General features: G+C 63.8%; 20 protein-coding genes. 11 read left to right on the top strand and 9 right to left on the bottom strand.

Annotation, left to right across the window (positions count from 1 at the left end):
* Positions 1-66 precede the first annotated feature (66 nt).
* Together CHB90_RS18010 and CHB90_RS18005 are read left to right on the top strand one after the other, a co-directional pair.
* Positions 67-2,436: a xanthine dehydrogenase family protein molybdopterin-binding subunit gene (locus CHB90_RS18010; protein ID WP_089279243.1), complete on the top strand. Its 2,370-nt coding sequence runs from the start codon at positions 67-69 to the stop codon at positions 2,434-2,436.
* 56 nt (positions 2,437-2,492) lie between these two features.
* Positions 2,493-3,284, top strand: a complete 792-nt coding sequence (locus tag CHB90_RS18005; protein ID WP_089279242.1) for an FAD binding domain-containing protein — start codon at positions 2,493-2,495, stop codon at positions 3,282-3,284.
* Between the two features lie 252 nt (positions 3,285-3,536).
* On the opposite strand, the gene CHB90_RS18000 is transcribed toward CHB90_RS18005, so the two are convergent.
* Together CHB90_RS18000 and CHB90_RS17995 are read right to left on the bottom strand one after the other, a co-directional pair.
* Positions 3,537-4,421, bottom strand: a complete 885-nt coding sequence (locus CHB90_RS18000) for an FAD:protein FMN transferase (RefSeq protein ID WP_089279241.1) — start codon at positions 4,419-4,421, stop codon at positions 3,537-3,539.
* The gene (locus CHB90_RS17995) at positions 4,418-6,502 is read right to left on the bottom strand and encodes a 4Fe-4S binding protein (protein ID WP_089279240.1); all 2,085 of its coding nucleotides are present in this window, start codon (positions 6,500-6,502) and stop codon (positions 4,418-4,420) included. The genes CHB90_RS18000 and CHB90_RS17995 overlap by 4 nt, the downstream gene beginning before the upstream one ends.
* Before the next feature lie 175 nt (positions 6,503-6,677).
* On the opposite strand from CHB90_RS17995, the gene CHB90_RS17990 reads away from it, so the two are divergent.
* Positions 6,678-7,463: a quinoprotein dehydrogenase-associated SoxYZ-like carrier gene (locus tag CHB90_RS17990; RefSeq protein WP_089279239.1), complete on the top strand. Its 786-nt coding sequence runs from the start codon at positions 6,678-6,680 to the stop codon at positions 7,461-7,463.
* Positions 7,463-8,404: a quinoprotein relay system zinc metallohydrolase 1 gene (locus CHB90_RS17985; RefSeq protein WP_089279238.1), complete on the top strand. Its 942-nt coding sequence runs from the start codon at positions 7,463-7,465 to the stop codon at positions 8,402-8,404. Before CHB90_RS17990 ends, CHB90_RS17985 begins: the two co-directional genes overlap by 1 nt.
* Here CHB90_RS17985 and CHB90_RS17980 read toward each other — a convergent pair.
* A complete protein-coding gene (locus CHB90_RS17980; RefSeq protein WP_089279237.1) occupies positions 8,401-8,979 on the bottom strand; it encodes a rhodanese-like domain-containing protein in 579 nt (192 codons plus the stop codon). The genes CHB90_RS17985 and CHB90_RS17980 overlap by 4 nt on opposite strands.
* Positions 8,980-9,103: 124 nt before the next feature.
* Between CHB90_RS17980 and CHB90_RS17975 the strand changes: the two genes are divergently transcribed.
* The gene (locus CHB90_RS17975; protein ID WP_089279236.1) at positions 9,104-10,516 is read left to right on the top strand and encodes a phosphomannomutase; all 1,413 of its coding nucleotides are present in this window, start codon (positions 9,104-9,106) and stop codon (positions 10,514-10,516) included.
* An 87-nt stretch (positions 10,517-10,603) separates the two neighbouring features.
* On the opposite strand, the gene kdsA is transcribed toward CHB90_RS17975, so the two are convergent.
* Genes kdsA through CHB90_RS17960 form a run of 3 tightly spaced genes read right to left on the bottom strand, consistent with a single transcriptional unit; the run spans position 10,604 to position 13,157 of the window.
* Positions 10,604-11,425, bottom strand: a complete 822-nt coding sequence (gene kdsA, locus CHB90_RS17970) for a 3-deoxy-8-phosphooctulonate synthase (RefSeq protein WP_089279235.1) — start codon at positions 11,423-11,425, stop codon at positions 10,604-10,606.
* The gene (locus CHB90_RS17965; protein WP_089279234.1) at positions 11,422-12,210 is read right to left on the bottom strand and encodes a 3-deoxy-manno-octulosonate cytidylyltransferase; all 789 of its coding nucleotides are present in this window, start codon (positions 12,208-12,210) and stop codon (positions 11,422-11,424) included. The genes kdsA and CHB90_RS17965 overlap by 4 nt, the downstream gene beginning before the upstream one ends.
* Complete coding sequence (locus CHB90_RS17960; RefSeq protein WP_089279233.1) at positions 12,207-13,157, bottom strand: KpsF/GutQ family sugar-phosphate isomerase; 951 nt, start codon at positions 13,155-13,157, stop codon at positions 12,207-12,209. Before CHB90_RS17960 ends, CHB90_RS17965 begins: the two co-directional genes overlap by 4 nt.
* Positions 13,158-13,319: 162 nt before the next feature.
* Between CHB90_RS17960 and CHB90_RS17955 the strand changes: the two genes are divergently transcribed.
* Both CHB90_RS17955 and CHB90_RS17950 read left to right on the top strand, forming a co-directional pair.
* Complete coding sequence (locus tag CHB90_RS17955; protein ID WP_089279232.1) at positions 13,320-14,639, top strand: UDP-glucose dehydrogenase family protein; 1,320 nt, start codon at positions 13,320-13,322, stop codon at positions 14,637-14,639.
* Positions 14,640-15,008: 369 nt separating this feature from the next.
* The gene (locus CHB90_RS17950) at positions 15,009-16,085 is read left to right on the top strand and encodes a Hint domain-containing protein (RefSeq protein WP_089279231.1); all 1,077 of its coding nucleotides are present in this window, start codon (positions 15,009-15,011) and stop codon (positions 16,083-16,085) included.
* A 184-nt stretch (positions 16,086-16,269) separates the two neighbouring features.
* On the opposite strand, the gene CHB90_RS17945 is transcribed toward CHB90_RS17950, so the two are convergent.
* Positions 16,270-16,746, bottom strand: coding sequence for an SH3 domain-containing protein (locus CHB90_RS17945; RefSeq protein ID WP_425426642.1), 477 nt, complete (start codon positions 16,744-16,746; stop codon positions 16,270-16,272).
* 128 nt (positions 16,747-16,874) lie between these two features.
* Between CHB90_RS17945 and CHB90_RS17940 the strand changes: the two genes are divergently transcribed.
* On the top strand, positions 16,875-17,861 hold the full coding sequence (locus CHB90_RS17940; RefSeq protein ID WP_089279229.1) for a 2-hydroxyacid dehydrogenase: 987 nt from the start codon (positions 16,875-16,877) through the stop codon (positions 17,859-17,861).
* Here CHB90_RS17940 and CHB90_RS17935 read toward each other — a convergent pair.
* Positions 17,851-18,312: a hypothetical protein gene (locus CHB90_RS17935; RefSeq protein ID WP_089279228.1), complete on the bottom strand. Its 462-nt coding sequence runs from the start codon at positions 18,310-18,312 to the stop codon at positions 17,851-17,853. The two genes, CHB90_RS17940 and CHB90_RS17935, sit on opposite strands and share 11 nt — an antisense overlap.
* A 195-nt stretch (positions 18,313-18,507) precedes the next feature.
* Here CHB90_RS17935 and ggt point away from each other — a divergent pair, with 195 nt between their 5' ends.
* The 3 genes from ggt to CHB90_RS17920 all read left to right on the top strand — a co-directional run bounded on the left by ggt (position 18,508) and on the right by CHB90_RS17920 (position 21,561).
* A complete protein-coding gene (gene ggt / locus CHB90_RS17930) occupies positions 18,508-20,292 on the top strand; it encodes a gamma-glutamyltransferase (RefSeq protein ID WP_089279263.1) in 1,785 nt (594 codons plus the stop codon).
* A gap of 322 nt (positions 20,293-20,614) precedes the next feature.
* Positions 20,615-20,941, top strand: coding sequence for a hypothetical protein (locus tag CHB90_RS17925; protein WP_089279227.1), 327 nt, complete (start codon positions 20,615-20,617; stop codon positions 20,939-20,941).
* Between the two features lie 107 nt (positions 20,942-21,048).
* On the top strand, positions 21,049-21,561 hold the full coding sequence (locus tag CHB90_RS17920) for an alkylphosphonate utilization protein (protein ID WP_089279226.1): 513 nt from the start codon (positions 21,049-21,051) through the stop codon (positions 21,559-21,561).
* Between the two features lie 3 nt (positions 21,562-21,564).
* Here the strand turns inward: CHB90_RS17920 and CHB90_RS17915 are convergent, their stop codons facing one another.
* Positions 21,565-22,635 (bottom strand): SH3 domain-containing protein, encoded by a 1,071-nt coding sequence (locus CHB90_RS17915; RefSeq protein WP_089279225.1) that lies wholly within the window; start codon positions 22,633-22,635, stop codon positions 21,565-21,567.
* Between the last annotated feature and the right edge of the window lie 560 nt (positions 22,636-23,195).

The following is a 23,195-nucleotide window of genomic DNA, read 5'->3' as shown; positions in this document are numbered from 1 at the left end:
CAGGGTCTGCCCACGACATTTCCGTAGGGTGGGTTTTAAACCCACCGACTTTAGGGAGGAGACCCCATGCCCAAAGATCATGGCATTGGCGCAAGCCCGAAGCGGCGCGAAGACGTTCGCTTTCTGACTGGTGCCGGTAATTATACCGACGACATCAACGTACACGGCCAAGCCTATGTGTATTTCCTGCGCTCCGACATGGCGCACGGCAAGATCAACAAGATCGACACCTCGGCCGCCGCTGACATGCCCGGCGTTGTGCGCATCTTCACCGGCGCGGATTTTGAGGGCGTCGGCGGTTTGCCCTGCGGCTGGGAAATCACCGACAAGAACGGTGCCGCGATGAAGGAACCGGCCCACCCGGTTCTGGCCATCGGCAAGGTGCGCCATGTTGGTGACCCGGTGGCCGCCATTGTGGCCGACTCGCTGGAACAGGCGCGCGATGCCGCCGAGGCGATCGAACTGGACATCGAGGAACTGCCCGCCGTTGTCGACATGCCGCGCGCCTTGCAGGCGGACAGCCCCTTGGTGCATGACGATCTGGCAGACAACCTCTGCTATGACTGGCAGTTCGGCACTGACACGGAAACCACCGACAAGGCCTTTGCCGCCGCGGCGCATGTGACCACGCTGGAACTGGTGAACAACCGCCTGGTGGCCAACCCGATGGAGCCGCGCGTTGCGGTCGGCGACTACAGCCGCGCCAATGACGAAAGCACGCTGTACACCACCTCGCAGAACCCGCATGTGATCCGGCTGCTGATGGGCGCTTTTGTCCTTGGCATCCCCGAGCATAAACTGCGCGTCGTGGCCCCCGATGTGGGCGGCGGCTTCGGCACCAAGATCTTTCACTACGCCGAAGAGGCGTTCTGCACCTTCGCCTCGCGTCAGATCAACCGCGCCGTGAAATGGACCTCGTCGCGGTCCGAGGCGTTCATGTCGGACGCCCATGGCCGGGACCATGTGACCAAGATCGAACTGGCGCTGGACGCGGACAACAACTTTACCGCTGTGCGCACCAACACCCATGCCAACATGGGGGCCTATCTGTCGACCTTCTCCACCTCGGTGCCGACATGGCTGCACGGCACGCTGATGGCGGGCAACTACCGCACGCCCGCAGTGCAGGTGAACGTCAAGGCGGTGTTCACCAACACGGTGCCCGTGGACGCCTATCGTGGCGCTGGCCGCCCCGAGGCGACCTTTCAGCTGGAGAGGGTCATTGATCAGGCGGCGCGCGAACTGGGCGTCGACCCGATCGCGCTGCGCCGTCAGAACTTCATCTCTGAATTCCCCTATGAGACGCCCGTTGCCGTGGTCTATGACACTGGCGACTACGTCGCCACCATGGACAAGATGGAAGAGCTGATCGACATCGCAGGCTTCCCCGCCCGCCGGGCAGAGTCCGAGGCACGGGGCATGTTGCGCGGTCTGGGTGTGAACTGTTTCATCGAGGCTTGCGGCATCGCGCCGTCGAACCTTGTGGGTCAGTTGGGTGCACGCGCCGGTCTGTATGACGCCGCCACCGTGCGGGTGAATGCCACCGGCTCGATCAGTGTCATGGTCGGCGCTCACAGCCACGGTCAGGGCCACGAAACGGTGTTCCCGCAGGTTGTTGCGGAAATGCTGGGCATCGACGAATCGATGATCGACATCGTGCATGGCGACACCTCCAAGATCCCCTTCGGTATGGGCACTTATGGCTCACGTTCACTGGCGGTTTGCGGCTCGGCCATGGTGCGGGCGACTGAAAAGATCATCAACAAGGCCAAAAAGATCGCCGGTCACCTGCTGGAGGCGTCCGAGGCGGATATCGAACTGAAAGACGGTCAGTTCTCGGTTGCCGGTACGGATAAATCCGTGGCCTGGGGCGATGTGACCCTCGCCGCCTATGTGCCGCACAACTACCCGCTTGAGGATATCGAGCCGGGCCTTGAGGAAACCGCCTTTTACGATCCGTCCAACTTCACCTACCCCGCAGGCGCCTATGCCTGCGAGGTCGAGGTTGACCCGGAAACCGGCAAGGTCACGATTGAAAAATTCGTGTCAGCGGATGATTTCGGCAACGTCATCAACCCGATGATCGTTGAGGGCCAGGTCCATGGCGGCATCGCTCAGGGCATTGGTCAGGCGCTGTTGGAAAACTGCTCCTACGATGAAAACGGCCAGCTGCTCAGCGCGTCCTACATGGACTACGCCATGCCGCGCGCCGATGATCTGCCGCACATGTCGCAGTATCAGGTGGACCACTCTTGCCAGACGCCGTGCACCCACAACCCGCTGGGTGTGAAGGGCTGCGGTGAGGCCGGTGCCATCGGGTCGCCCCCGACGGTTGTGAACGCAGTGCTCGACGCGCTGAATTCGGGTGGTCATAACGTGGCTCATATCGACATGCCGGTCTCGCCTGCGCGGGTCTGGGCAGCGATCAACGGATAATCCCCTCCCCCGGCCTGCATGATGACGGGCCGGGGGACGCAACAGGAGGATATAAGATGTATTCATTCGACATGGTCCGACCCACCAGCGTGGCCGATGCGGTCTCGGCTCTGGGTCAGGAAGAGGCGCAGGCGCTTTCCGGCGGGCAGACTTTGATCCCGACGCTGAAACAGCGCCTCGCCAGCCCTTCGGTTCTGGTCAGCCTGACAGGCATCGCCGAAATGCAGGGTGTCTGCCGTGAGGACAGCGGCGACCTTGCCATCGGCGGCGGCACCACCCACGCCACCGTTGCGGCAGAGGCGGCCTCGATCTACCCCGCTCTGGCGAAACTGGCGGGCGGCATCGGTGACCCGGCGGTCCGCAATCGCGGCACCATCGGCGGCAGCCTTGCCAACAACGACCCCTCGGCCTGCTACCCGGCGGCAGCGCTGGGTTCCGGCGCGACCATCGTGACCAACACGCGTGAGATCGCGGCGGACGATTATTTCCAGGGCATGTTCACCACGGCGCTGGAAGAGGGTGAAATCATCACTTCGGTCCGTTTCCCGGTCCCCGAGGCGGCTGGCTACGCCAAGTTCGAACAGCCCGCCTCGCGCTTTGCACTGACGGCTGTCTACGTGGCAAAATACGCCGACGGCGTGCGCGTCGCAGTCACCGGCGCCTCGGAAAACGGCGTCTTCCGCTGGACAGAGGCAGAGGCGGCGCTGTCGTCCAACTTCTCGCCCGACGCGGTGGCCGGTCTGTCGCTGTCCGGTGACGACATGATCTCTGATCTGCATGGCACCGGCGCCTACCGCGCCCATCTTGTCGGCGTGATGACCAAACGCGCGGTCGCCGCAGCAGGCTGAACCGCCAGCCGCCGCAGGCTGAACCGCCTGTGCATGACCTTTCAGACCCCCGGCCTACCGCTGGGGGTCTCTGCGTATCCCCCTATTTCTTCTGGCCAAAAATATCCCGGGGGGCTCCAAAGGAGCGGGGGCAGCGCCCCCTGTCCCCTTTCGAACCTTGGTAACGTCAAAGGTCAGGACAAATACGCAAAAGCCCGGACCATCTCACGGTTTCGCACATCGCCTCTGCCATGAACGGCCAAGTTGGGTCCCCTACACCGTCCGCAGATTGCCCGCGACATCGATACCCGTGATCCGGCGCAGCCCGGCCTCCAGCTTCAGCCGCTGCAACCGTGGCAGGTCCATGAACACGGCGGCCGTCGACAGCGCATCGGCCAAGGTCGCGCTTTCCGCCTCGATGCTGACCGTCGACCAGATCGGCGCGCGGCCCTCCGGGGACAGGATATGACCGTGCTCGCCAAGGCGCAGCGCGCCGGGGCTGGAGGTGGCCACCGCCATGTCCCTCAAACGAGTCTTCGCGAACAGACCATGTTGCGGATCGGACAGGCCCAGACGGAACGGCCCGCCAATCGCCTGATGCTCCCCGATATTGATCAGCGCCTTGCCAAACCCCCGCGCGCGGAGCGTCGCGGCGAGGCGCTCCGTGGCAAAGCCCTGCGCGATCCCGTTCAGCGTCAGTTGTTGCCCCGGACCCAGTGTCACCCGTCCCAAGGATCCATGACGCACCCGGTCCCAGCCGATCACCCGGCGCGCGGGGGCAGGGTCTGCGCCTAGCGCCAGCGCCCGCCACAGCGGCTGCACCGTCGGATCGAACACCCCGTCCGTCAACCGCCACGCGGCATCGCACTGCGCCAGCAAGGCGTGAAACTCTGGACCTGCCTGCCCCGCACCCACCCGGTTCAACCGCGATAGCACCGACTGCGGCTCATACAGGCTGAACTGTGCCTCAAAACCCGCCAGCATCCCCGGCAGATCGGACAGCATTGCCGCCGTCTCATCCCCTGGCCCGTACAGGGTGAGGGACACATCGGCCCCCATCGCCTGCCCGGTCCAAATAGCGGGCTGTGTGCCAGCCTGCGCCATGCGCGGCGCACCGGCAAAGGCCGCCGCAAGGGTCAGGAACCTGCGCCGCCTCATGCCGCCCGCCTCTTTTGCCGGGCCTGCAACACCAGCGGCACACATTGCGCCGGGTCGTCGTGGATCGTCACGCAATCGAGACAGCCGAAACACTCGGCATAGTCGATCTTGCCCGGTTTGGGGCCCGATTTGGGAATAGCCTGATATTTGCACCGCACCGCGCACAACTGGCACGGACTGCCGCAGTCCACCCGCCGCGCGATCCAGTCGCGCCCGCGCAGCATCCCGCCCAGCGCCATCAGCGCCCCCAACGGGCAGATGTAGCGGCAGAACCCCTTGAACAGCACCGCCGAGAGCAACAGCAGGCCGACCGCATAGGCGACATAGTACCATTCCCGCACAAAGAACGTGGTGACGGCGGTCTTGAACGGCTCCACCTCTGCCGCCTTGTCCAGCGCGCCGGGCGCGACAAAGATCAGCGCCACCAACCCCGCCAGCACCCCGTATTTCACCAGCTTCAACCGCGCATCCCAGCGGGCAGACACCGTCACCTGCGGCAGGCGCAACAACCGGCCCAGGTGGTGTGCAAACTCCTGCATTGCCCCAAACGGACACAGCCAGCCGCAAAACAGCGCCCGCCCCCACAGCACAAAGCCCAGGATCGCCGCCCCCCAGACCAACAGCGAAAACGGATCATACAGCAAAAAGGCATAACTGCCGCCCTCCCACGCCGTGCGGATCACCCCGATCACCGTCACGATGGACAGCTGCCCCTGTCCCCACCAGCCGACAAAGCCGGTCATGACCGCCAGCACAGCCAGCCGCACCGGCGTAAAATACCGCAACCCCGCCAGCGCCGACTGCCGCCAGAACAGCGCTGCCAACAACACCGCCAGACCAAGACCCAGCACAATCAGGTCCGCTTGCCTCTCGCGCAGCGCCGCGCGCCACGGGGGCAGGGCGCGCGGGGCCTCGGCGCGGGCAAAGAACCGCGCGTCGGTGGCCTGCGTCGATGACAGGGTGGCGCTGCCCACCTGCGGCATGAAAGAGCCGTGCGCGCGCACCGCCTCTACATGCAGGGTCCACGGCTCCGTCGGGTCAAACCCCAGCCGCCGGTCGGTGCGCAGGATCATCGCCACCCCGTCCTGCACCGCCTCTGGCAGGTCGTCGCGCAGGGCAAACAGCAGGTCGCTGTCGCGCAGCGCTATCGGCAGGCCGAACTGTTCGGCGGTCAGCAGATCGGGCGAGGTGTTGCGCACGAAATCCTCGGTGATCAACCCGTGTCGCCCGGCCTCGATCAGCAGGATCGGCTCATCAAAGGTCGAGATCGTCAGGAACTCGGCCAGTTCGGCATATGACGCGGCGTCCAGCACCGCCCGGGCAATCGACGGCGGGCCAAGATCGACAATCCACAAATCCAGATAGGCACCCTGCGGATCATCCTTTGCCGCCGGATCGTCGTCTTCCCACAGCGTTCCGGCAAACTCGGCCTCGATCTGGGCGTTGCTCACCCGCAGGCGCGTCGCCAGACCCTGTGCCACCAGATCGTCCCATGTCAGGCTCTCATCCACCGCCGGATCGGGAAAGGCGGGCGGTTTGGTCGATACGCCGCGCATCTTTTCCCGCGCCACCTGCAGGGTCGCCGCCAAAATTGATTCATGCGCGATCCGCACGCTGGCGGTCGCCTTGGTCACCCCGTCCAGATAGACCAGCGCACCGGTGCCGCCGCTGTCGCCATAGGGCGTGCCCACCACCATTGGCGCGGCGATGGAATGGCCCCGATACTGGGTAAAGAACGCCTCGAATGCCGCCTGCCCAAGGCCGGAAACAAAGATCGGTTCATTGTGGCTGATCAGTTGGACATCCAGAAACCGCCCCTCAAGGTCCAGCATCACCAGCACGTTGATCGCCGCGCCGGAAAAGCCGGGCAGGGGGGCCAATGGCTCGGTTTCAAAGACATATCCGGCGGTGATGCCGCCCGCGTTCTCCAGCGTCCAGACGCCGGTGTCGGTCACCTGCTCGCCCAGGATGAACGGCGGAATAACCCGTTCTGCCAGGGCGTCGCGGGTCAGCGTTTCGGCCTGCGCAAGGCCCGCAACATGGATCAGGCAGGACGCCAACAGGACAAGGATACATCGCATGCGGCGCAGCCTATGACGCGCCCGCGACCAGCCCAAATGCGACCTTGGTCCAATGGGGGCTGACACCGTCCATCTTCGGATATTGTCCGATGCCTCTACGACTATAGGCGCGGTGAAACGGCACGGCCCCCGTGTTAGCCTGCGACCCAATCTGGCACGACGGGGAGGGTCCGCCATGTTTCTTCGCACAACGCTGGTTGCGCTGTTGGGTCTCTTTGCGGGGGCGGCTTTTGCGCTGGACGATCCGCAGACGCCGCTGACCGATCCGATGCAGTCGGGCATGTGGGATTATCACCAAAAGGGGCTGCTGGGCGATCCCGCCGACATCCGCTTTGATGATCGCGTGGTGCTGCGCGCGCCCGCCTCTGCCGAGGACAGCCTGAATGTCCCGCTGCTGGTGGATGCCACGGCGATCCCGGACGTCAAACGGATCGTCATCAGCGCCGACTACGGCCCGATCCCGCATATCCTGACCTATTACCCCGAACAGGCGGACGCCAAGCTGTCGCTGCGGTTCAAGATCGATCAGGCCACCGCCATCCGCGCCAGTGTCGAGACGCATTCCGGCACATGGCATGTCGGCTCGATCTATATCGACGCGGCGGGCGGCGGCTGTACGGCGGCGTCCCACGCCTATGCCAGCGACGACTGGGAGGAAAAACTGGGTGAGGTCCACGGGCGGCTGTGGTCCGCCACCGGGCGCGCGCGGCTGATCGTCGATCACCCGATGGACACCGGACTGGCCGATGGCATCCCGGTTTTCATCATTCAGGATCTGTCCCTGCAACGGGACGACGGCACCCAACTGGCGCGGCTGGAACTGGCAGAGCCGGTGAATGAGGATCCGGCCTTTACCTTCTACTTCGCCAAGGGCGCGCTGCCCGCCTCGGTCAAGGTGGTCGGGCGCGACAACAACGGCAACCGCATCCGCGGTGTCCTCAGCGAAGGTGAACTGAACTGATGCTGACCCGTCGCACCACGCTGGGCCTGCTGGCCTCCCTGCCGCTGGCCCCGCGCGCCTTTGCCCAGGCCCGACTGTCCTATGACCTTGTTGCCAAGCCGCTGGCCGATGGCATCTGGATGGTCGAAGGCGCAACCGACTATTTCTCGATGCAGAACGGCGGCGCCATCGTGAACATCACCCTGATCAAGGGCGACACGGGGCTGATCCTGATCGATACCGGGTCGTCGCGCCGCTATGGTGAGGCGCTGGTGACACTGGCCCGCAGTCTCGACCTTCGCGGCATCTCAACCGTGGTCAACACGCACCACCACCCGGACCATTTCTTTGGCAATCAGGTCTTTGCGGGGACGCCGATCTTTGCACTGGGTGAGACGCGACAGGCCGCGCTGACAGAGGGCGAAGGCTTTGCCGACAACATGTACCGCATCCTTGGCGACTGGATGCGCGGCACAGAGGTGGTGCCGCCAACGGATGTGATCGCGGGCGGCGATTTGCGGCTGGACGGACGCGATTTCCTTGCCCTTCCGCTGGGCGGGCACACGGTGGCGGATCTGGCGCTGTTGGACCGCCGAACAGGCACGCTCATCGCCGGCGATCTGGTGTTCCACGACCGCGCGCCGACCACACCCAGCGCCGACCTGCCGCGCTGGCAGAACGCGCTGGACGCGCTGGACGCGCAAAACCCGGCGCTGATCCTGCCGGGTCACGGTCCCGCCGACCCCACCGGGGCGTCCATCACCCAAACCCGCGACTACCTGCACTGGCTGGACACCACACTGCGCGACGGCGCGCGCTCAGGCCTGGACATGGTCGAACTGATGGACTCCCCCCTGCCAGAGCGGTTTGCCGCCATGGGCGCGCAGCCGCAGGAATACCAACGCTCTGTCACGCACCTGTTCCCGGCGGTTGAGCTGGAGGAGCTGCCACGCGGCAACTAGTCGACGTTGACCGGCACCGGCTCGACCGGCTCCAACACCCCGCCAATGTCCAGCCACCCATCCGTGCCCAGCCGGAACCAGTGGACACGCGTATACCCCAGCGCGCTGATCCGTTGCGCGGCGTTCCAGCTCATCCAGCAATCGGCGACACAATACACCACCAAAGGCCGCGCCCTGTCGCCGCCCGTCACCCGCACCAGCCCCTCGGCCAGATAGCTTTGCATGACCGCGCTCAATTGCCCACGCCCGACCTCGGGCAGCCAGACCGCATCCGGCAGGCTCAGCCGCTGTTGCGATACCAGCCAGGTGCCGTCCAACTCATCGAACCGCGACTGCTGCGCGCCAAACACATCCAGCGCCACCGCCCCGGCTTCCAGCAAATCGCGCGCCTCGTCCGGCGACACCAGAACCGCAGGCGCGGGAATGTCGTCCGGTGTCGGTGCCCGCTGTCGTCCAACACGATAGCCCGTGGCAGGGTCAAACAGATCCGGCCGCAGCAATTGATGCTCGGCATAGGGGGTCGCGGCCAGCGGCGCGGCGTAAAGACACAAGATCAGGGCAAATGCGCGTTTCATCACCACAGACTAGGCCGCAACGCCCCGCTGCGGAAGCCGCCCTTGCCTTTGTGGGTCAGACTCGGGAAAAGAACCGCGCGCGGGCATTGGCGCGCACGGGATTTCAAGGACAGGGATAACACAGATGGCCCCCAAATTCGGAACAAGCGGCCTGCGCGGCCTCGTTGTGGACCTGACCGAACCGCTGGTACACGACTACGTCACCGCCTTTCTGCGCGCCTGCCCCCACGGCGGCGCGGTGCATGTGGGCCGCGATCTGCGCCCCTCGTCGCCACAAATTTCGGGCTGGGTGATCGACGCCATCCGCGCCGCGGGCCTCGATGCGGTGGACTGCGGCGCGGTCCCGACCCCCGCGCTGGCGCTGTCTTCGCTGAATGCGGGCGCGGCGGCGGTCATGGTCACCGGCAGCCACATCCCCGCTGACCGCAACGGGCTGAAATTCTACGTCCCCACCGGAGAAATCTCCAAACAGGATGAGACGCGCATCAACGGCGCGCTTGGCCAAACCGCCCCCGACGCGGCCCAGGGCACCCTGACTCAGGCCGACGCCCGCGCCGCCTATGTCGCCCGCTACACAGACGCCTATGGCCCGCAGGCGCTGAACGGCCTGCGCGTCGGCGTCTACCAGCACAGCTCTGTCGCCCGCGACATCATGATGGACGTGGTGCAGGCGCTGGGCGGCACCGCCATCGCCATTGCCCGCTCTGACCAGTTCATCCCCGTGGATACAGAGGCGCTCGACCCGGAGACCAAGAACCTCTTTGCCGGCTGGTTCGCCGAACATGACCTCTCGGTGCTGATCTCGACCGACGGCGACGCCGACCGCCCGATGCTGGTGGACGATGCACAACGCGTCATTCCGGGTGATGTGCTCGGCGCAGTCACCGCGCGCGCACTGGGGGCGCAGGTGATCTGTACGCCGGTCTCCTCCAACACCATGATCGACGCCGACGGCGCGTTCGATTTCACCGCAATCACCCGCACCAAGATCGGCTCCCCCTTCGTGATCGCCGCGATGGAGGCGGCGCTACAGGCCGATCCCGCCGCCCGCGTCGTGGGCTATGAGGCCAACGGCGGCTTCCTGCTGGGTTTCGCTGCCCAGGTTCCCGGCCAGACGCCCGCCGGGAACCTCGCCCCGCTGATGACCCGCGATTGCCTGCTGCCGATCCTTGCGCCGCTGGCCGCCGCGCGCGCCGCCGGTCAACCGCTGTCGGCGCTGCTGGACGCGCTGCCGCCCCGCTTTACCGCCGCCGACCGCATCCAGGGGATCGAAACAGATACCTCCAAGGCATTCATCGCCAAACTCACCGAGGATGCCGCCGCCCGCGCCGCCTTCTTCGCCGTCACCGGGGCAGAGGCCGCGCTGGACACAACCGACGGTCTGCGCGTCAGCTTTGAAAACGGCGACGTGGTCCACCTGCGCCCCTCGGGCAACGCGCCGGAATTCCGCTGCTACGCAGAGGCCGGATCGCGTGAGACGGCAACCGCGCTGGTGGAAACCTACCTTGGCAAACTGGGCGCAACACTGAGCACCTGACCCGCAAGAACCGAAAAAGCCGCAAGGACGACTCCCTGCGGCTTCTTTTCTGCAAAAATACCCAAAATTCCGAAGCGTCAGCCCAGATCAGCCCGCCTTGGTCAGCGCGTCCACCGCTGCCAGCCCCTTGAGCAACCGCGCCAGATCATCAACCGGCACCATGTTCGGCCCGTCGCTGGGCGCGTTGTCCGGGTCTTCGTGGGTCTCGATAAAGACAGCGGCACAGCCCACGGCCAGCGCCGCACGGGCCAGCGGCTCGACAAACTGGCGCTGCCCGCCCGTGGATGTGCCTTTCCCACCGGGCAGTTGCACCGAATGGGTGGCGTCAAACACCACCGGATAGCCGGTCTCGCCCATGATCGGCAGCGATCGCATGTCCGACACCAGCATGTTGTAGCCAAAGGATGTGCCGCGCTCACACAACATGATCTTTTGGTTCCCGGTCGAGGCGATCTTGTCCACCACGTTCACCATGTCCCAAGGCGCCAGGAACTGCCCCTTCTTGACGTTGATGGCGGCGCCCGTCTCCCCCGCCGCCAGCAGCAGGTCGGTCTGGCGCGACAGAAAAGCCGGGATTTGCAGCACGTCGACGGCAGAGGCGACGGTGGCGCATTGGTCGGGCGCGTGCACATCCGTCAGCACCGGCACGCCGAATTCCGACCGGATGGTGGACAGCACGCGCAGCCCCTCTTCCATGCCGACGCCGCGTTTGCCCGACAGGGACGATCTGTTGGCCTTGTCGTAGCTGGCCTTGAAGATCCAGTTCACGCCCGCCGCCTCTGCCGCCGCCGCGATCCGCTCGGCCAGCATCCGCGCGTGATCCAGGCTCTCGATCTGGCAAGGGCCCGCGATCAGGGTGAAAGGGGCGGCGTTGGAGACGGTATAGTCCCCGATTGAAACGTCCGTCATGCGATGCCTTCCTTTGCCAGCACGCCTTCGATGCGCGCCACGTCCACTGGATTGTTGAGTTCCCAGAATACCCGGCCCTTGCCCTCAACCGGAACACAGGTCACCGGCACGCCGTTTTCCAGAAAGCGCAGCTGTTCCAGCCCCTCGGCCTTTTCCAGCGGGCCTTCGGGCCAAGACATATAGGCCGCCAGCGCCTCGGGGCGGTAGGCGTAGACACCCACATGGTGCCAAACCTCTGGCGGGGTCTCCAGCGATCCGACAAAGGGCAGCACTTCCTTGGAGAAATACAACGCCGCACCATCCGCGCGGGTGACGGCGGTGGTGCCGCCAACGCGACCATTCTGGCGGTCGGTGACAAAGTTGGTCAGAGTCTCGGCGTCGCAGCGCAGGATCGGCGTGGCCATTCGCACTGCCGGGTCGTCCATCCGCGCAATCAGCGCCTCGACAAACCACGCAGGCGTCAGCGGCGCGTCGCCCTGCAGGTTCACCACGCAGTCGGGGGCACTGGCCAGTTGCGCGATACCCTCGGCGCAGCGCTCGGTGCCGTTGCGGGCGTTTTCCGACGTCATCAGCACATCCGCGCCAAAGCCGCGCGCCGCCTCTGCGATGCGGCTGTCGTCCGTCAGCACATAGACCGCGTCCGCGCCCTTGACCGCCTTGGCGGCCTCCCAGCTGCGCTGGATCAGCGATTTCGCCTCACCCGTCGCGCCCTTCAATGCCACCAGCGGCTTGCCCGGATACCGTGTCGAGGCATAGCGCGCGGGGATAAAGATGACCGCGCTCATGCCACACCCGCCCGCAGCGCGTCGTGGATGTGCAGCAGGCCGACCAGCCTGTCGCCATCGGTCACCAGCAGGACCGTGCGTTTCGTCGTGTTCATAATGCCAAGCGCCTCGATCAGCAGGGTGTCGGGGGCGGTGACCAGCGGCCCGCGCGTGGCAACCTGCCCCGCACTGCGGTCCATCAGCCCGTCCATGTTGCGGCGCAGGTCGCCATCGGTGATGATCCCCATCAGCCGGTCGTTCTCGACCAATGCGGCCACGCCAAATCCCTTTTGGCTCATCACCAGCAGGCATTCGGACATCGGCGTGTCCTCTTGGACCAGCGGCAGTTCTTCCCCCCGGTGCATGACGGCAGAGACATGCAGCAGTTGCGCCCCCAACGTCCCACCGGGATGGAACGCCGCGAAACTGGTCCGGTCAAACCCCCGGCTCTGCATCATCGCCACCGCCAGCGCATCCCCCAACGCCATCGCCATCGTGGTCGAGGTCGTCGGCGCCATCCCGATGGCGCAGGCCTCTGGTGCGTCGGGCATCAGCAGGACAAAATCCGCCGCCCGCGACAGGGTGCTGTCCGCCCCCTTGGTCATCGCCACCAACGGCACCGAAAACCGCGCGCAATGGGCGATCATATCGGCCAGTTCCCGCGTCTCGCCAGAGTTGGAGATCAGGATCACCGCATCCGACGGCGTGATCATGCCCAGATCGCCGTGGCTCGCCTCTCCCGGATGGACACCCTGTGCAGGCGTGCCGGTCGACGCAAAGGTGGCCGCGATCTTGTTGGCCACATGGCCCGATTTGCCCATGCCGGACACGATCACGCGCCCCTGCACCTGCAACAGCCGGGCAACGACGGCGTCAAAACTGTCCGGCAATTCATCGCCCAGCCGCGCCAGCGCCGCGCTTTCGGTGGCTAGAACGGCGCGGGCGACCGCTGATGGACTGTCTGTCATGGGGTGTGCTCGGTTCTCATTGTGCCGCGTGCTTTAGCGCCTCCGCCGGACCTTGTCCAATCGCGCAACAGTTTGCCGCGTTGCGGCATGGGCAAGTTGACATTTGCCCCCACACCGCCGCATGTCGTCGCCATAAAAGAGACCGCGTTAGGGATCGCTACCATGAAAATTGCCATGATCGGAACAGGCTATGTCGGCCTTGTCTCCGGAGTTTGTTTTTCTGATTTTGGACACGAAGTTGTCTGCGTGGACAAGGATCCGCGCAAGATAGAGATGCTGGAACGCGGCGAGGTGCCGATTTACGAGCCCGGCCTTGACGTTTTGATGCACAAGAACGTCGAGGCAGGCCGCCTCAGCTTTACGCTGGATCTCAAGACCGCCATCGACAGCGCCGATGCGGTGTTCATCGCCGTGGGCACGCCGACCCGGCGCGGTGATGGCCATGCGGACCTGACCTATGTCATGGCTGCGGCAGAGGAAATCGCCAAGGCCGCGACCGGCTACATGGTTGTCGTGACCAAGTCGACAGTGCCCGTCGGCACAAACCGCAAGGTCAAGGAGGTGATCTCTGCCGCCGTGCCCGGCCTTGATTTCGATGTCGCCTCCAACCCGGAATTCCTGCGCGAAGGCGCGGCCATCGACGATTTCATGAAACCGGACCGCGTGGTTGTCGGCGTGGAATCGGACCGCGCCGCGCAGGTCATGGCGGAAATCTACCGCCCGCTCTATCTGCGGGACTTCCCGATTGTCACCACCGATCTGGAATCGGCCGAGATGATCAAATACGCCGCCAACGCGTTCCTTGCGACCAAGATCACCTTTATCAACGAGATCGCCGCCCTGTGCGAAAAGGTCGGCGCGGATGTGAAATCCGTCTCCAAGGGCATGGGCATGGATGGCCGCATCGGCAACAAGTTCCTGCATGCCGGTCCCGGCTATGGCGGATCGTGTTTCCCCAAGGACACCAAGGCGCTGGCCCGCATCGGCCAGGAGCACGCGGCTCCCATCTCGATTGTCGAGACGGTCATCAAGGTCAACGAGGACGTCAAACGCCGCATGATCGACAAACTGGCCGACCTGTGTGATGGCGGCTTCAACGGCAAAACGGTCGCCGTGCTGGGTGTCACGTTCAAACCCAACACCGACGACATGCGCGACGCGCCGTCGCTGACCATCGTGCCTGCGCTGGTCGGGGGCGGGGCCAAGGTCCGCGTCGTCGATCCGCAGGGTCGCCGCGAGGGTGAGCATATGCTGCCCGGCGTCGCGTGGGAGGACGACCCCTATACCGCCGCCAATGGTGCCGATCTGCTGGTCATCCTGACCGAATGGAACGAGTTTCGCGCGCTGGACCTGTCGCGCATTGCCGGGTCCATGGCGCAGGCAAAACTGGCCGATCTGCGCAACATCTACACCGCATCGGATGCCGAGGCGGCAGGCTTTACCGCTTATGAAAGCATCGGTCGCGTGGGCCTGACCAGCTAACCTGGTCCGGTCTACAGCATCCAGCCCGATCCAGACGCCGCCCTTCGGGGCGGCGTTTTGCGTCTGACGGGACCGCGCATCGGGCATCCAAGGCGCTGCGCCAGACGTTCGACGGTCTTGGGCAAGGGCCTGCCGGTTACCTGCCAAGAGCCTGCCAAGAGCGCGCCCAGTGTCCGCCCAGTGCCCGCATGTTGCGCATCACCCACCCTCTGACCTAACCTTTTGGGTAAGAAGTCGTTGCTTTCCGGCCACATACGCACGGGTTTTCGCTGCAGGCGGTCAACCCCCATACCCGGTTCCGCTTTGAGAAACGTCTGGGGCGCTGTAACCTAATGGTTAATAAAAAAAGACTGAGGCAGGCAAACAGATATGGCAACGGGCTATCGTGGCACGTTCGTCATCTCGTGGGCACAGACGGAAATCGACGGGGCGCAGGATGCGCCTCTTCCGGCACTCAAGGTCGGGGCCGCGTGGTCCTGGACCGGAGAGCCGGTGCGGGTGGATGGTCCCGCGTCGGTGTTGCAGCTGGGCGATGAGAGTGGCGACGCAAACATCCGTCCGCGCGCGGCGCGCATGGTGCGGCGTCTGGTGGGCGCGGCGCTGGAACATGAAAACCCCGGACGGCCATCCGCTGCGTCGATCGATGGTGACACGCCGCTTGGCGATTCCTGCTTTGTGGTGACTGATGGGCGCAAAGGCTACACAGTGACCCTGATCCCGGTCGGTCGCCATGTGCCGCCTTTGCTGATGTTCCTCGATGAGGTGCCGCCCTCTGCGGTCGATCTCTGGGTTGTTCACCATGCCCGGACGGTCGAACCGCTGGAAATGCCCGTCGACCCCGGCGGTGCGGTGATCTGTTTCACGCCGCGCACGCGCATCCTGACGCCAGAGGGGCAGGTGCCGGTGGGGCTGCTGCGCGAGGGGGATCTGGTGCAGACCAAGGACAGCGGCGCACAACCTGTCTGCTGGATCGGCAGCAGGCGCATGTCGGGGGCGCGGCTGTTTGCCATGCCGTCGCTGCGCCCGATCCGGCTGCGGGCCGGGGCGCTGGGTCTGGGTCAGCCGAATTGCGACATCCTTGTTTCGCCAGAGCACCGCATGGTGGTGCGCGGCGCCGCGGCGCGAGAGCTGTTCAACACGCCAGAGGTGCTGGTCGCCGCGCGGGATCTGGTGGACGGGCACAGCGTCGTGCAGGACATGGACGTCAAGGAGGTGACCTATGTCCATCTCCTGCTGCCCCGCCATGAGGTGCTGTTTGCCGATGGCGTCGAAACCGAGAGCTTTCATCCCGCCAACGCGGCGCTTTCCTCGATGGACAGCGCCGACCGCACCCGCCTGCTGCAAACCCTGCCGGGCGTGGCGGGCAATCCGCAGTCCTACGGCGCCTACGCCCGCCGCAACCTGTCAGCGTCAGAGGCGGCAATCCTGATGCACGAGGCCGCGTGACCGAACACGGGTGATCCCCTCATCCCGCTGTCCCGGGTCTGACCCGGGGCCTCTCCACCTGGCCACCTGGGTTGAGTCCGGACCCCTGTCAGAGTCCCCAATTCCTAACGAAATCTAAAAACGTCTCTGCAAGTCATTGATTTTATTAAGGCGAGAGGCTGTCCACGCGTGGACAGCCGCAATCTCATTCGCGGATCTCGTCCGGTTTGACACCCCAAAGAGCGGTCTTGTCGGCCCATCCCTTGAAGCCCGCCGCCGTCAGCTTGCACCAGTCCGGGCCGCAATCACCCAGCCGCGCGATCACCCCCAGCTCCAGCCGCGCCACCACGGGGCTGTCCGGGTCTTCGCGCTGATAAAGGCTCAACATATCCTGCTCGATGATGACCGTCCTAGAGCCGGAAAGCAGCGAGTAATGCACCCATCCCCCGGCCCCGTCCCGGTCACGGACCCGCCGCCAATGGCCATGCTCGGCGGTGATCTCCAGCGGCATCGACCGCCGCTTGTACACCCAGTCGATCCGATGCGTCAGTGACGGCCCGCGCCGCACGTTGCCCTCGGATGCCTTCAACGAGACAAACCGCGGCAAAGGCAGTTTCGTCTCCGGTCCCTTGTCCTGCGCCGAGGCCGGAGGCGCCGCAAACAGGCCAAGCGCCACCGCCATGGCGATCGCTTTCTTGAACATGGTCTCTGATCCTGCTCAGTTTTTCTGGCGGGGTTCTTGCGCCCCGTCCTGTCCTGACGCAGTCTACCGCCCAAGTGCCCCGATGGGGAAGTTTGGGGAGAGGCTGCATGCCATCAAAACGTCTGAGTGTTGTCGTGACGCGACGCTTGCCCGAAGTCGTCGAGACGCGGCTGACCGAGTTGTTCGACGCCAAGCTGCGCGAAGATGACCGCCCCATGACCCGGGGAGAGCTTGTGGACGCCATGCAGGAGGCCGATGTGCTGGTCTCCACCGTGACCGATCGGATCGACGCGGGCCTGATCGGTCAGGCGGGCGAACAGCTGAAACTGATCGCCAACTTCGGCGCGGGATTCGATCACATCGACGTGGCCACGGCCCGGTCACGCGGGATTCTGGTGTCAAACACGCCGGGGGTGGTGACCGAAGACACCGCCGACATGGTCCTTGCGCTGATGCTGGGCGTCACCCGCCGCATTCAGGAAGGCATGAAAGTGATGCAGGAGGGCAGCTGGCAAGGCTGGGCACCCACCGCGCTGCTGGGCGGGCGTCTGGGCGGGCGCCGTCTGGGTATCCTTGGCATGGGGCGCATCGGGCAGGCCTTGGCGCGCCGCGCCGCCGCTTTTGGGATGCAGGTCCACTATCACAACCGCCACCGCCTGCGCCCCGAGATCGAAGATGCGCTGGAGGCGACCTTTTGGGAAAGCCTCGACCAGATGGTCGCGCGGATGGACGTGGTCAGCGTGAACTGCCCGTCGACGCCCAGCACCTATCACCTGCTGAACGCGCGCCGCCTGCAACTGATGAAACCCAGCGCCGTGATCGTGAACACCTCACGCGGCGAGGTGATCGACGAAAACGCGCTGACGCGGATGCTCAAGGCCGGGCAGTTGGCAGGCGCGGGGCTGGATGTCTACGAACACGGGCTGGCGGGCAATCCCGAATTGCGCGACATGCCCAACGTGGTCATGCTGCCTCACATGGGCTCTGCGACGCAAGAAGGCCGCGTCGAGATGGGCGAAAAGGTGATCATCAACATCAAGACCTTTGACGATGGTCATCGTCCGCCGGATCAGGTTGTTCCCGCTATGCTGTAGGGCGCCTGTCCGATGGGCGTGCATCCATGATGAGCCGACCGTCGGTTACGCTCAGGTCCATCACGTCACGAGAGACACCTAGCCAGTCGACCGCTGCGGGAATGTCCGAAAACAGCCCACATCGCGCGGTTCCCGCGCGAGACACCTGTGCGCAATAATCCGTCAGGATACGCGTCATGCCCCGTTGCGTCGAGACAATGGCGATTTCCCAAGGGGCCGGTCGCAAGGCGGCATCAGCTGAAATTGTCCGGGCCATGTGGGACATGCCCTCGTAGAACACGTTCAGATTTTCCAGGCTGCGCAAGTCATTTATGGCATAGCGCAGGCGACCCGCCTCGGGGTGGGACATCATGTCGGAATAGCTGCGCACGATGTTCCCGACTGTTGCACAGCCGAAATAATCGACATGCACCAGGTTCCAATGCGGAAAGAATGTCAGGTCGAGAGGCACGGCAATACTCGGATTGTCAGACAGGTGTGGGCATTGTTTTCTGCACTGCAGTATAACGCCAAGTCCGTTGCAAATCCCGACTTTCTGCGGCCTTCAATGTGTCTGAACACCTATCGGCGGAAACCCGCGCTTGAGATTCGCGGCAAAGATGCAAAGCTGCGGGTGTATTTGCGTATTCAGGGAGGGTTTCGCGCCATGCGTTTCATCATGTCTTTTGCCGTTGCGGGTCTGTTGGGATCTGCAAGTCTGGCACAACAAGCGGCGGATGCAGTTGATCCGGAACAGGCCGTGGCGGACGGCGGGTTTGCCGCGATGTCTGCCCCTGTCGCAGAGGCCCTGGCGGCCAAGGATGCGGGCAGGCCGGTGATGGCCGAAAACTGGATGGTTGCCGCCGCGAACCCCCATGCGGTTCAGGCGGGGGCCGAGGTGCTGCGGGCAGGGGGCACGGCGGCGGACGCCATGATTGCCGTGCAGTCCGTTCTGGGGTTGGTAGAGCCGCAGAGTTCCGGCATGGGCGGCGGCGCGTTCCTCGTCTGGCACGATGGGGCCACGGGTGAGATCACCACGCTGGACGGGCGCGAAACCGCGCCACTGGCCGCAACGCCCCGGCTGTTTCAGGACGCCGAGGGCAATCCGCTGAAGTTTTGGGATGCGGTTGTCGGCGGGCGCTCTGTCGGGGTGCCGGGCACGCCTGCTTTGATGCAGGCGGCGCATGAAAAATGGGGCAAGTCGGACTGGGCCGGGCTGTTTGGTCCCGCCACGCGATTGGCCGAAGGTGGCTTTGCCGTCTCGCCGCGTCTGGCCGGGCTGGTGGCGGGGGACGCTGACCGGCTGGGCCAGCACGGCCCGACAAAGGACTACTTTTACCCCGGCGGCGCACCGATTGCCGAAGGGTCGATGTTGACCAACCCCGCCTATGCCGCCGTGATGCGGGCGATGGCGGCGGATGGCGCGGCGGCGATCTACGAAGGCCCCATCGCGCAGGACATCGTCGACACGGTGCAAGGGTTCACGGCCAACCCCGGCGTCATGACCTTGCGCGATCTGGCGACCTATGAGGTCAAGGAACGCCCTGCCGTTTGCGCGCCCTTTCGGGGCCATGAGGTCTGTGGCATGGGGCCGCCGTCATCCGGCGCGCTGACCGTGGGCCAGATCCTGGGGCTGCTGGATGCCTCTGCGCCCGGTGATCCCGGCGACGTCGATACATGGCGCAAGATCGGCGATGCCTCGCGGCTCGCCTTTGCGGACCGGGGCCGCTACATGGCCGACAGCGATTTTGTCCCGATGCCGACCAAGGGGCTGGTTGATCCGGCCTATCTGGCAGAGCGCGCCAAGCTGCTGGCGGGTGACGATGCCTTGCCAGAGGTGGCACCGGGCATGCCTGCCTGGGATCACGCGATGCTCTGGGCGGACGACGAAAGCATCGAACTGCCGTCGACCTCGCATATTTCGATTGTGGATCAGTACGGCAACGCACTGTCGATGACGACGACCATCGAGAACGGCTTTGGCTCTCGGCTGATGACAAATGGTTTTCTGCTGAACAACGAGTTGACGGATTTTTCCTTCCGGTCTCATGCGGACGGGGTGCCCATCGCCAACGCGGTGGCACCAGGCAAACGCCCCCGGTCGTCAATGGCGCCGACGATTGTCCGCAAGGACGGCGCGCCGGTTCTGGTGATCGGCTCGCCCGGCGGATCGCGCATCATCGGCTATGTGGCACAGGCGATCATTGCCCATGTCGATTGGGGCATGGATGTACAGCAAGCGGTGGCAACGCCGCATGGGCTGAACCGGTTTGGCACCTTTGATCTGGAGGAAGGCACCGACATGGTGGCCCTGCAGGCCCCGTTGGAGGCGTTGGGATTTGAGGTCAGCGTGCGCGATCTGACCTCTGGCCTACATGCCATTGCCGTTGGGTCCGACGGGTTGCAAGGCGGGGCCGATCCCCGGCGTGAGGGTATCGCGCTGGGCGAATGATCCAATCGGGCGTTCCGGGATCTCCGGGACGCCCCGACCGGACAGCTGAATGTCACGGGAACAGGCAGTTCGCGTCGTCGGGTGTGGCGGGTGAATTACGCCGGTCAGTTCAATGCTCTGAATTGCGCAGTTCGTTCTTGAAAATACCGTAACCCGATGAGATTCCAGAGACTTATGCATCTCTGGGGAGTGGCGTTTCGCCATTGGTATGATGAGAGTTTTGTCAAAACGCGCAATTGGCGCGGTCTTTTGTGTTTCGTTGATTGCGGGCTGTGCGGCAGATGTACGGGGGCCGTCGGTGCCATTCCAGTCGGGGGCCAATATGGATCTGGCACAGGCGGCCTATGATGCCTGTACGGCTCCGGCCCAAAAAGCGGGGCAATCCAATCTCACCGGGCACTATGTTGGCGGCGTGCTGGTCGGCGGTTTGATCGTTGGGCCGATTGTCGTCGCCTCCAACGCGCCCACGCTGCGATACAATGGGGAACTCAACGGTATGGACCGCTGTTTGCAGAAACATGGGTTTGTGCGACGCGATCTGACGCCAGAGGAAATGCGTGCGCTGGAACGTGCCGACAGATCCACACGTCAGATGTGGCTGGATCACCTGGTCGGTGGCGGAACATTGAACACGTTTTACGGCGCCTGAGGCCCATTCTTGAGACGCGGGTGGCGGGACAAGCCCCCCAATACGACGCATGGACATATGTGACGCGATGGGGTCTTGGGTCTTGGCCGGTGAAGGAGTTCTACGACATGACCCAATGCGTATTGTGCAAGGCAGAGGATGCCGCGCCCGTCGCGGTTTCCCCGAAAGACGCCGAGGTCGCCCTGTGTGCGACCTGCTCCGCAGGCGTTGAACAGGGACCGCAGGACGGACCGCACTGGCAATGTCTGAATGAGGCGATCTGGAGCACGGAACCTGCCGAGCAGGTTCTGGCCTACCGGCTGCTGAAACGGTTGGATGCGGCATGGGCCAATGACTTGCTGGACATCGCCTATCTGGAACCAGAGGTTCTGGAATGGGCGGAGGCGGGCTTGCCCTCGGGCGATGAGATCGTACACCGCGATAGCAACGGGACGGTCTTGCAGAACGGCGATACCGTGACCCTGATCAAGGCGCTGCCGGTCAAGGGGGCGGGGTTTACCGCCAAGCAGGGCACCGCCGTGCGCAAGATCAGCCTTGAGCCGGACAATGCGGAACACATCTCTGGCCGGGTCGAAGGCCAGCGGATCGTGATTCTGACGAAGTTCGTCAAGAAAAGCTGAACATTACTTTAGGAAACGTGCGCTGACCCACGCTGTTCTATTTCGTGCCGTTATCTTGTACCATACAGACTGATTGTCGTCTGTCGGAACGCATCCGTTTACAGTGACCTTGTCACCGGCGCGCAGGCGGTAGAGGACTTTTGAAATGGGTGTGGCGGTTGTATGCGCGTTGGTACTTCGCGTGATTGTCCTTTCGCGTTTTCCTATGTAAGCGCCAAAAGGACATTCGAGCACAGACGACAATTCCATGTTCGTTACCAGACTTGGGCGTTCCGGTTTTTTTGCGGCACAAACAGCCTCATCCTGCCCATTTAAACAAAGCTTGGTGTCTCGAACAACCACGGCATGAAGTGAGCTGGATGAATCGATTCCGACAAGGCACCTCAAGTCGGTGAACCGAGAGTCCCCTGTAACCGAGAGCCAATCACTTTGATTGCGGCGCAATATCTCAAGAAGAAGATCGGTATTGGCAGGATAGAATTCAGCGGGACCGAACTCGAAATCAGAGGACCCTTTTTTGCTAGGCTCCAACGTGAATTTCTGTCGACAAATCTTGGCTACCAGGTCGATACCGATCCCTTGAGCATGCACTGGCTTGGCGGGCACGCCCCGTGTGACCGCGGAGAAACCGTACTGTTCTGCCAAGAGTGGTGTCCGAATGTAAAAGAACGAACTTGACGTCCGGTGCTTGTACGCTTGGCGAAAAAGTTCCCGATGGGCCAGATCCTCAATCAACAACTCGTTGTAGGCTTCTGCAATGTCATAAGCAAAATCGAGCATTTCTGAGGCTTTGATGCGCTTTTCAGCGTCTTCGCCCTGAAAGAACGGTAGGTGAAATCCCAGTTGCCCTCCATGTTCCAAAAAGAGCAGTCTGCCCGCCCAAGCACCTGCAACGGCACAGGCGGAAAGACATTTTTTTCCTTTGAGAACAAAAACACCCATTAATCCGTCGTCTTGCCGAAAGTAGATGTTTTCGTGAATTATCTTTCCAATTTTGAGCGCCTCGCCAAAAGATCCACCTGGGCCTTCCATCACAATAACAGACCGATAACCGTGAGTTGGATCAGACAGCATTTCCTTTAGTCGCTTGCTATCCCCCGGGATTATCTGTCCGGAAATGTGAATGACCTTGACAGGTTCTTCTGGAGAAAGGCTTTGTTGCGCAAAGGCTGGTTGAGGGATTCATCTCGTGAATCCAGCGTGGTAGCTGTCCTGCATGAGCAGACCGATCCCGCCGAGCTACAAGACCAAGAACTGGCCGGCCTACAACGAAGCGCTGAACCCGCAATATTCACCGGCGGTCCGTGTGCGGTGTGATTTCGGGGCGCGGTCGGGTTTCTTGACCTTGCGTGTGGCAGGAAGGGCGATCACGCTGCCGACGTTCGCGTCATACGTGTGGGTGGATGTGTTCGCGGCGCTTTCGGGCGAACGCGGTGATGCATCCGCACACGGCGTTGAACGCCACCGGGATCGGTGGCGACGGTCGGGAAGCGCGGTCATACAGGCGGTTCGGATCAGGGGCCGGCCCAATGCATCCTGATGATTGTCGGCCATAGCATAGACCAGAAAGGCGCGGCGCTGCTTGCAAGCGCGAGCGTCATCCGGCGGCCGGAGAGAATGATCCGGGCGCCGGC

It is taken from the genome of Antarctobacter heliothermus, from assembly GCF_900188425.1.
Lineage (GTDB): Bacteria > Pseudomonadota > Alphaproteobacteria > Rhodobacterales > Rhodobacteraceae > Antarctobacter > Antarctobacter heliothermus.
Note: the sequence above shows the minus strand (reverse complement) of the source record. Positions and strands in the feature narration are given on the sequence as shown.

What these genes read in the sequence shown, in the direction of transcription:
- CHB90_RS18010 (WP_089279243.1), top strand. Translation starts at nt 67, where the DNA reads ATGCCCAAAGATCATGGCATTGGCGCAAGCCCGAAGCGGCGCGAAGAC.
- CHB90_RS18005 (WP_089279242.1), top strand. Translation starts at nt 2,493, where the DNA reads ATGTATTCATTCGACATGGTCCGACCCACCAGCGTGGCCGATGCGGTC.
- CHB90_RS18000 (WP_089279241.1), bottom strand. Translation starts at nt 4,421, where the DNA reads ATGAGGCGGCGCAGGTTCCTGACCCTTGCGGCGGCCTTTGCCGGTGCG.
- CHB90_RS17995 (WP_089279240.1), bottom strand. Translation starts at nt 6,502, where the DNA reads ATGCGATGTATCCTTGTCCTGTTGGCGTCCTGCCTGATCCATGTTGCG.
- CHB90_RS17990 (WP_089279239.1), top strand. Translation starts at nt 6,678, where the DNA reads ATGTTTCTTCGCACAACGCTGGTTGCGCTGTTGGGTCTCTTTGCGGGG.
- CHB90_RS17985 (WP_089279238.1), top strand. Translation starts at nt 7,463, where the DNA reads ATGCTGACCCGTCGCACCACGCTGGGCCTGCTGGCCTCCCTGCCGCTG.
- CHB90_RS17980 (WP_089279237.1), bottom strand. Translation starts at nt 8,979, where the DNA reads ATGAAACGCGCATTTGCCCTGATCTTGTGTCTTTACGCCGCGCCGCTG.
- CHB90_RS17975 (WP_089279236.1), top strand. Translation starts at nt 9,104, where the DNA reads ATGGCCCCCAAATTCGGAACAAGCGGCCTGCGCGGCCTCGTTGTGGAC.
- kdsA (WP_089279235.1), bottom strand. Translation starts at nt 11,425, where the DNA reads ATGACGGACGTTTCAATCGGGGACTATACCGTCTCCAACGCCGCCCCT.
- CHB90_RS17965 (WP_089279234.1), bottom strand. Translation starts at nt 12,210, where the DNA reads ATGAGCGCGGTCATCTTTATCCCCGCGCGCTATGCCTCGACACGGTAT.
- CHB90_RS17960 (WP_089279233.1), bottom strand. Translation starts at nt 13,157, where the DNA reads ATGACAGACAGTCCATCAGCGGTCGCCCGCGCCGTTCTAGCCACCGAA.
- CHB90_RS17955 (WP_089279232.1), top strand. Translation starts at nt 13,320, where the DNA reads ATGAAAATTGCCATGATCGGAACAGGCTATGTCGGCCTTGTCTCCGGA.
- CHB90_RS17950 (WP_089279231.1), top strand. Translation starts at nt 15,009, where the DNA reads ATGGCAACGGGCTATCGTGGCACGTTCGTCATCTCGTGGGCACAGACG.
- CHB90_RS17945 (WP_425426642.1), bottom strand. Translation starts at nt 16,746, where the DNA reads ATGGCGGTGGCGCTTGGCCTGTTTGCGGCGCCTCCGGCCTCGGCGCAG.
- CHB90_RS17940 (WP_089279229.1), top strand. Translation starts at nt 16,875, where the DNA reads ATGCCATCAAAACGTCTGAGTGTTGTCGTGACGCGACGCTTGCCCGAA.
- ggt (WP_089279263.1), top strand. Translation starts at nt 18,508, where the DNA reads ATGCGTTTCATCATGTCTTTTGCCGTTGCGGGTCTGTTGGGATCTGCA.
- CHB90_RS17925 (WP_089279227.1), top strand. Translation starts at nt 20,615, where the DNA reads ATGGATCTGGCACAGGCGGCCTATGATGCCTGTACGGCTCCGGCCCAA.
- CHB90_RS17920 (WP_089279226.1), top strand. Translation starts at nt 21,049, where the DNA reads ATGACCCAATGCGTATTGTGCAAGGCAGAGGATGCCGCGCCCGTCGCG.
- CHB90_RS17915 (WP_089279225.1), bottom strand. Translation starts at nt 22,635, where the DNA reads ATGCTGTCTGATCCAACTCACGGTTATCGGTCTGTTATTGTGATGGAA.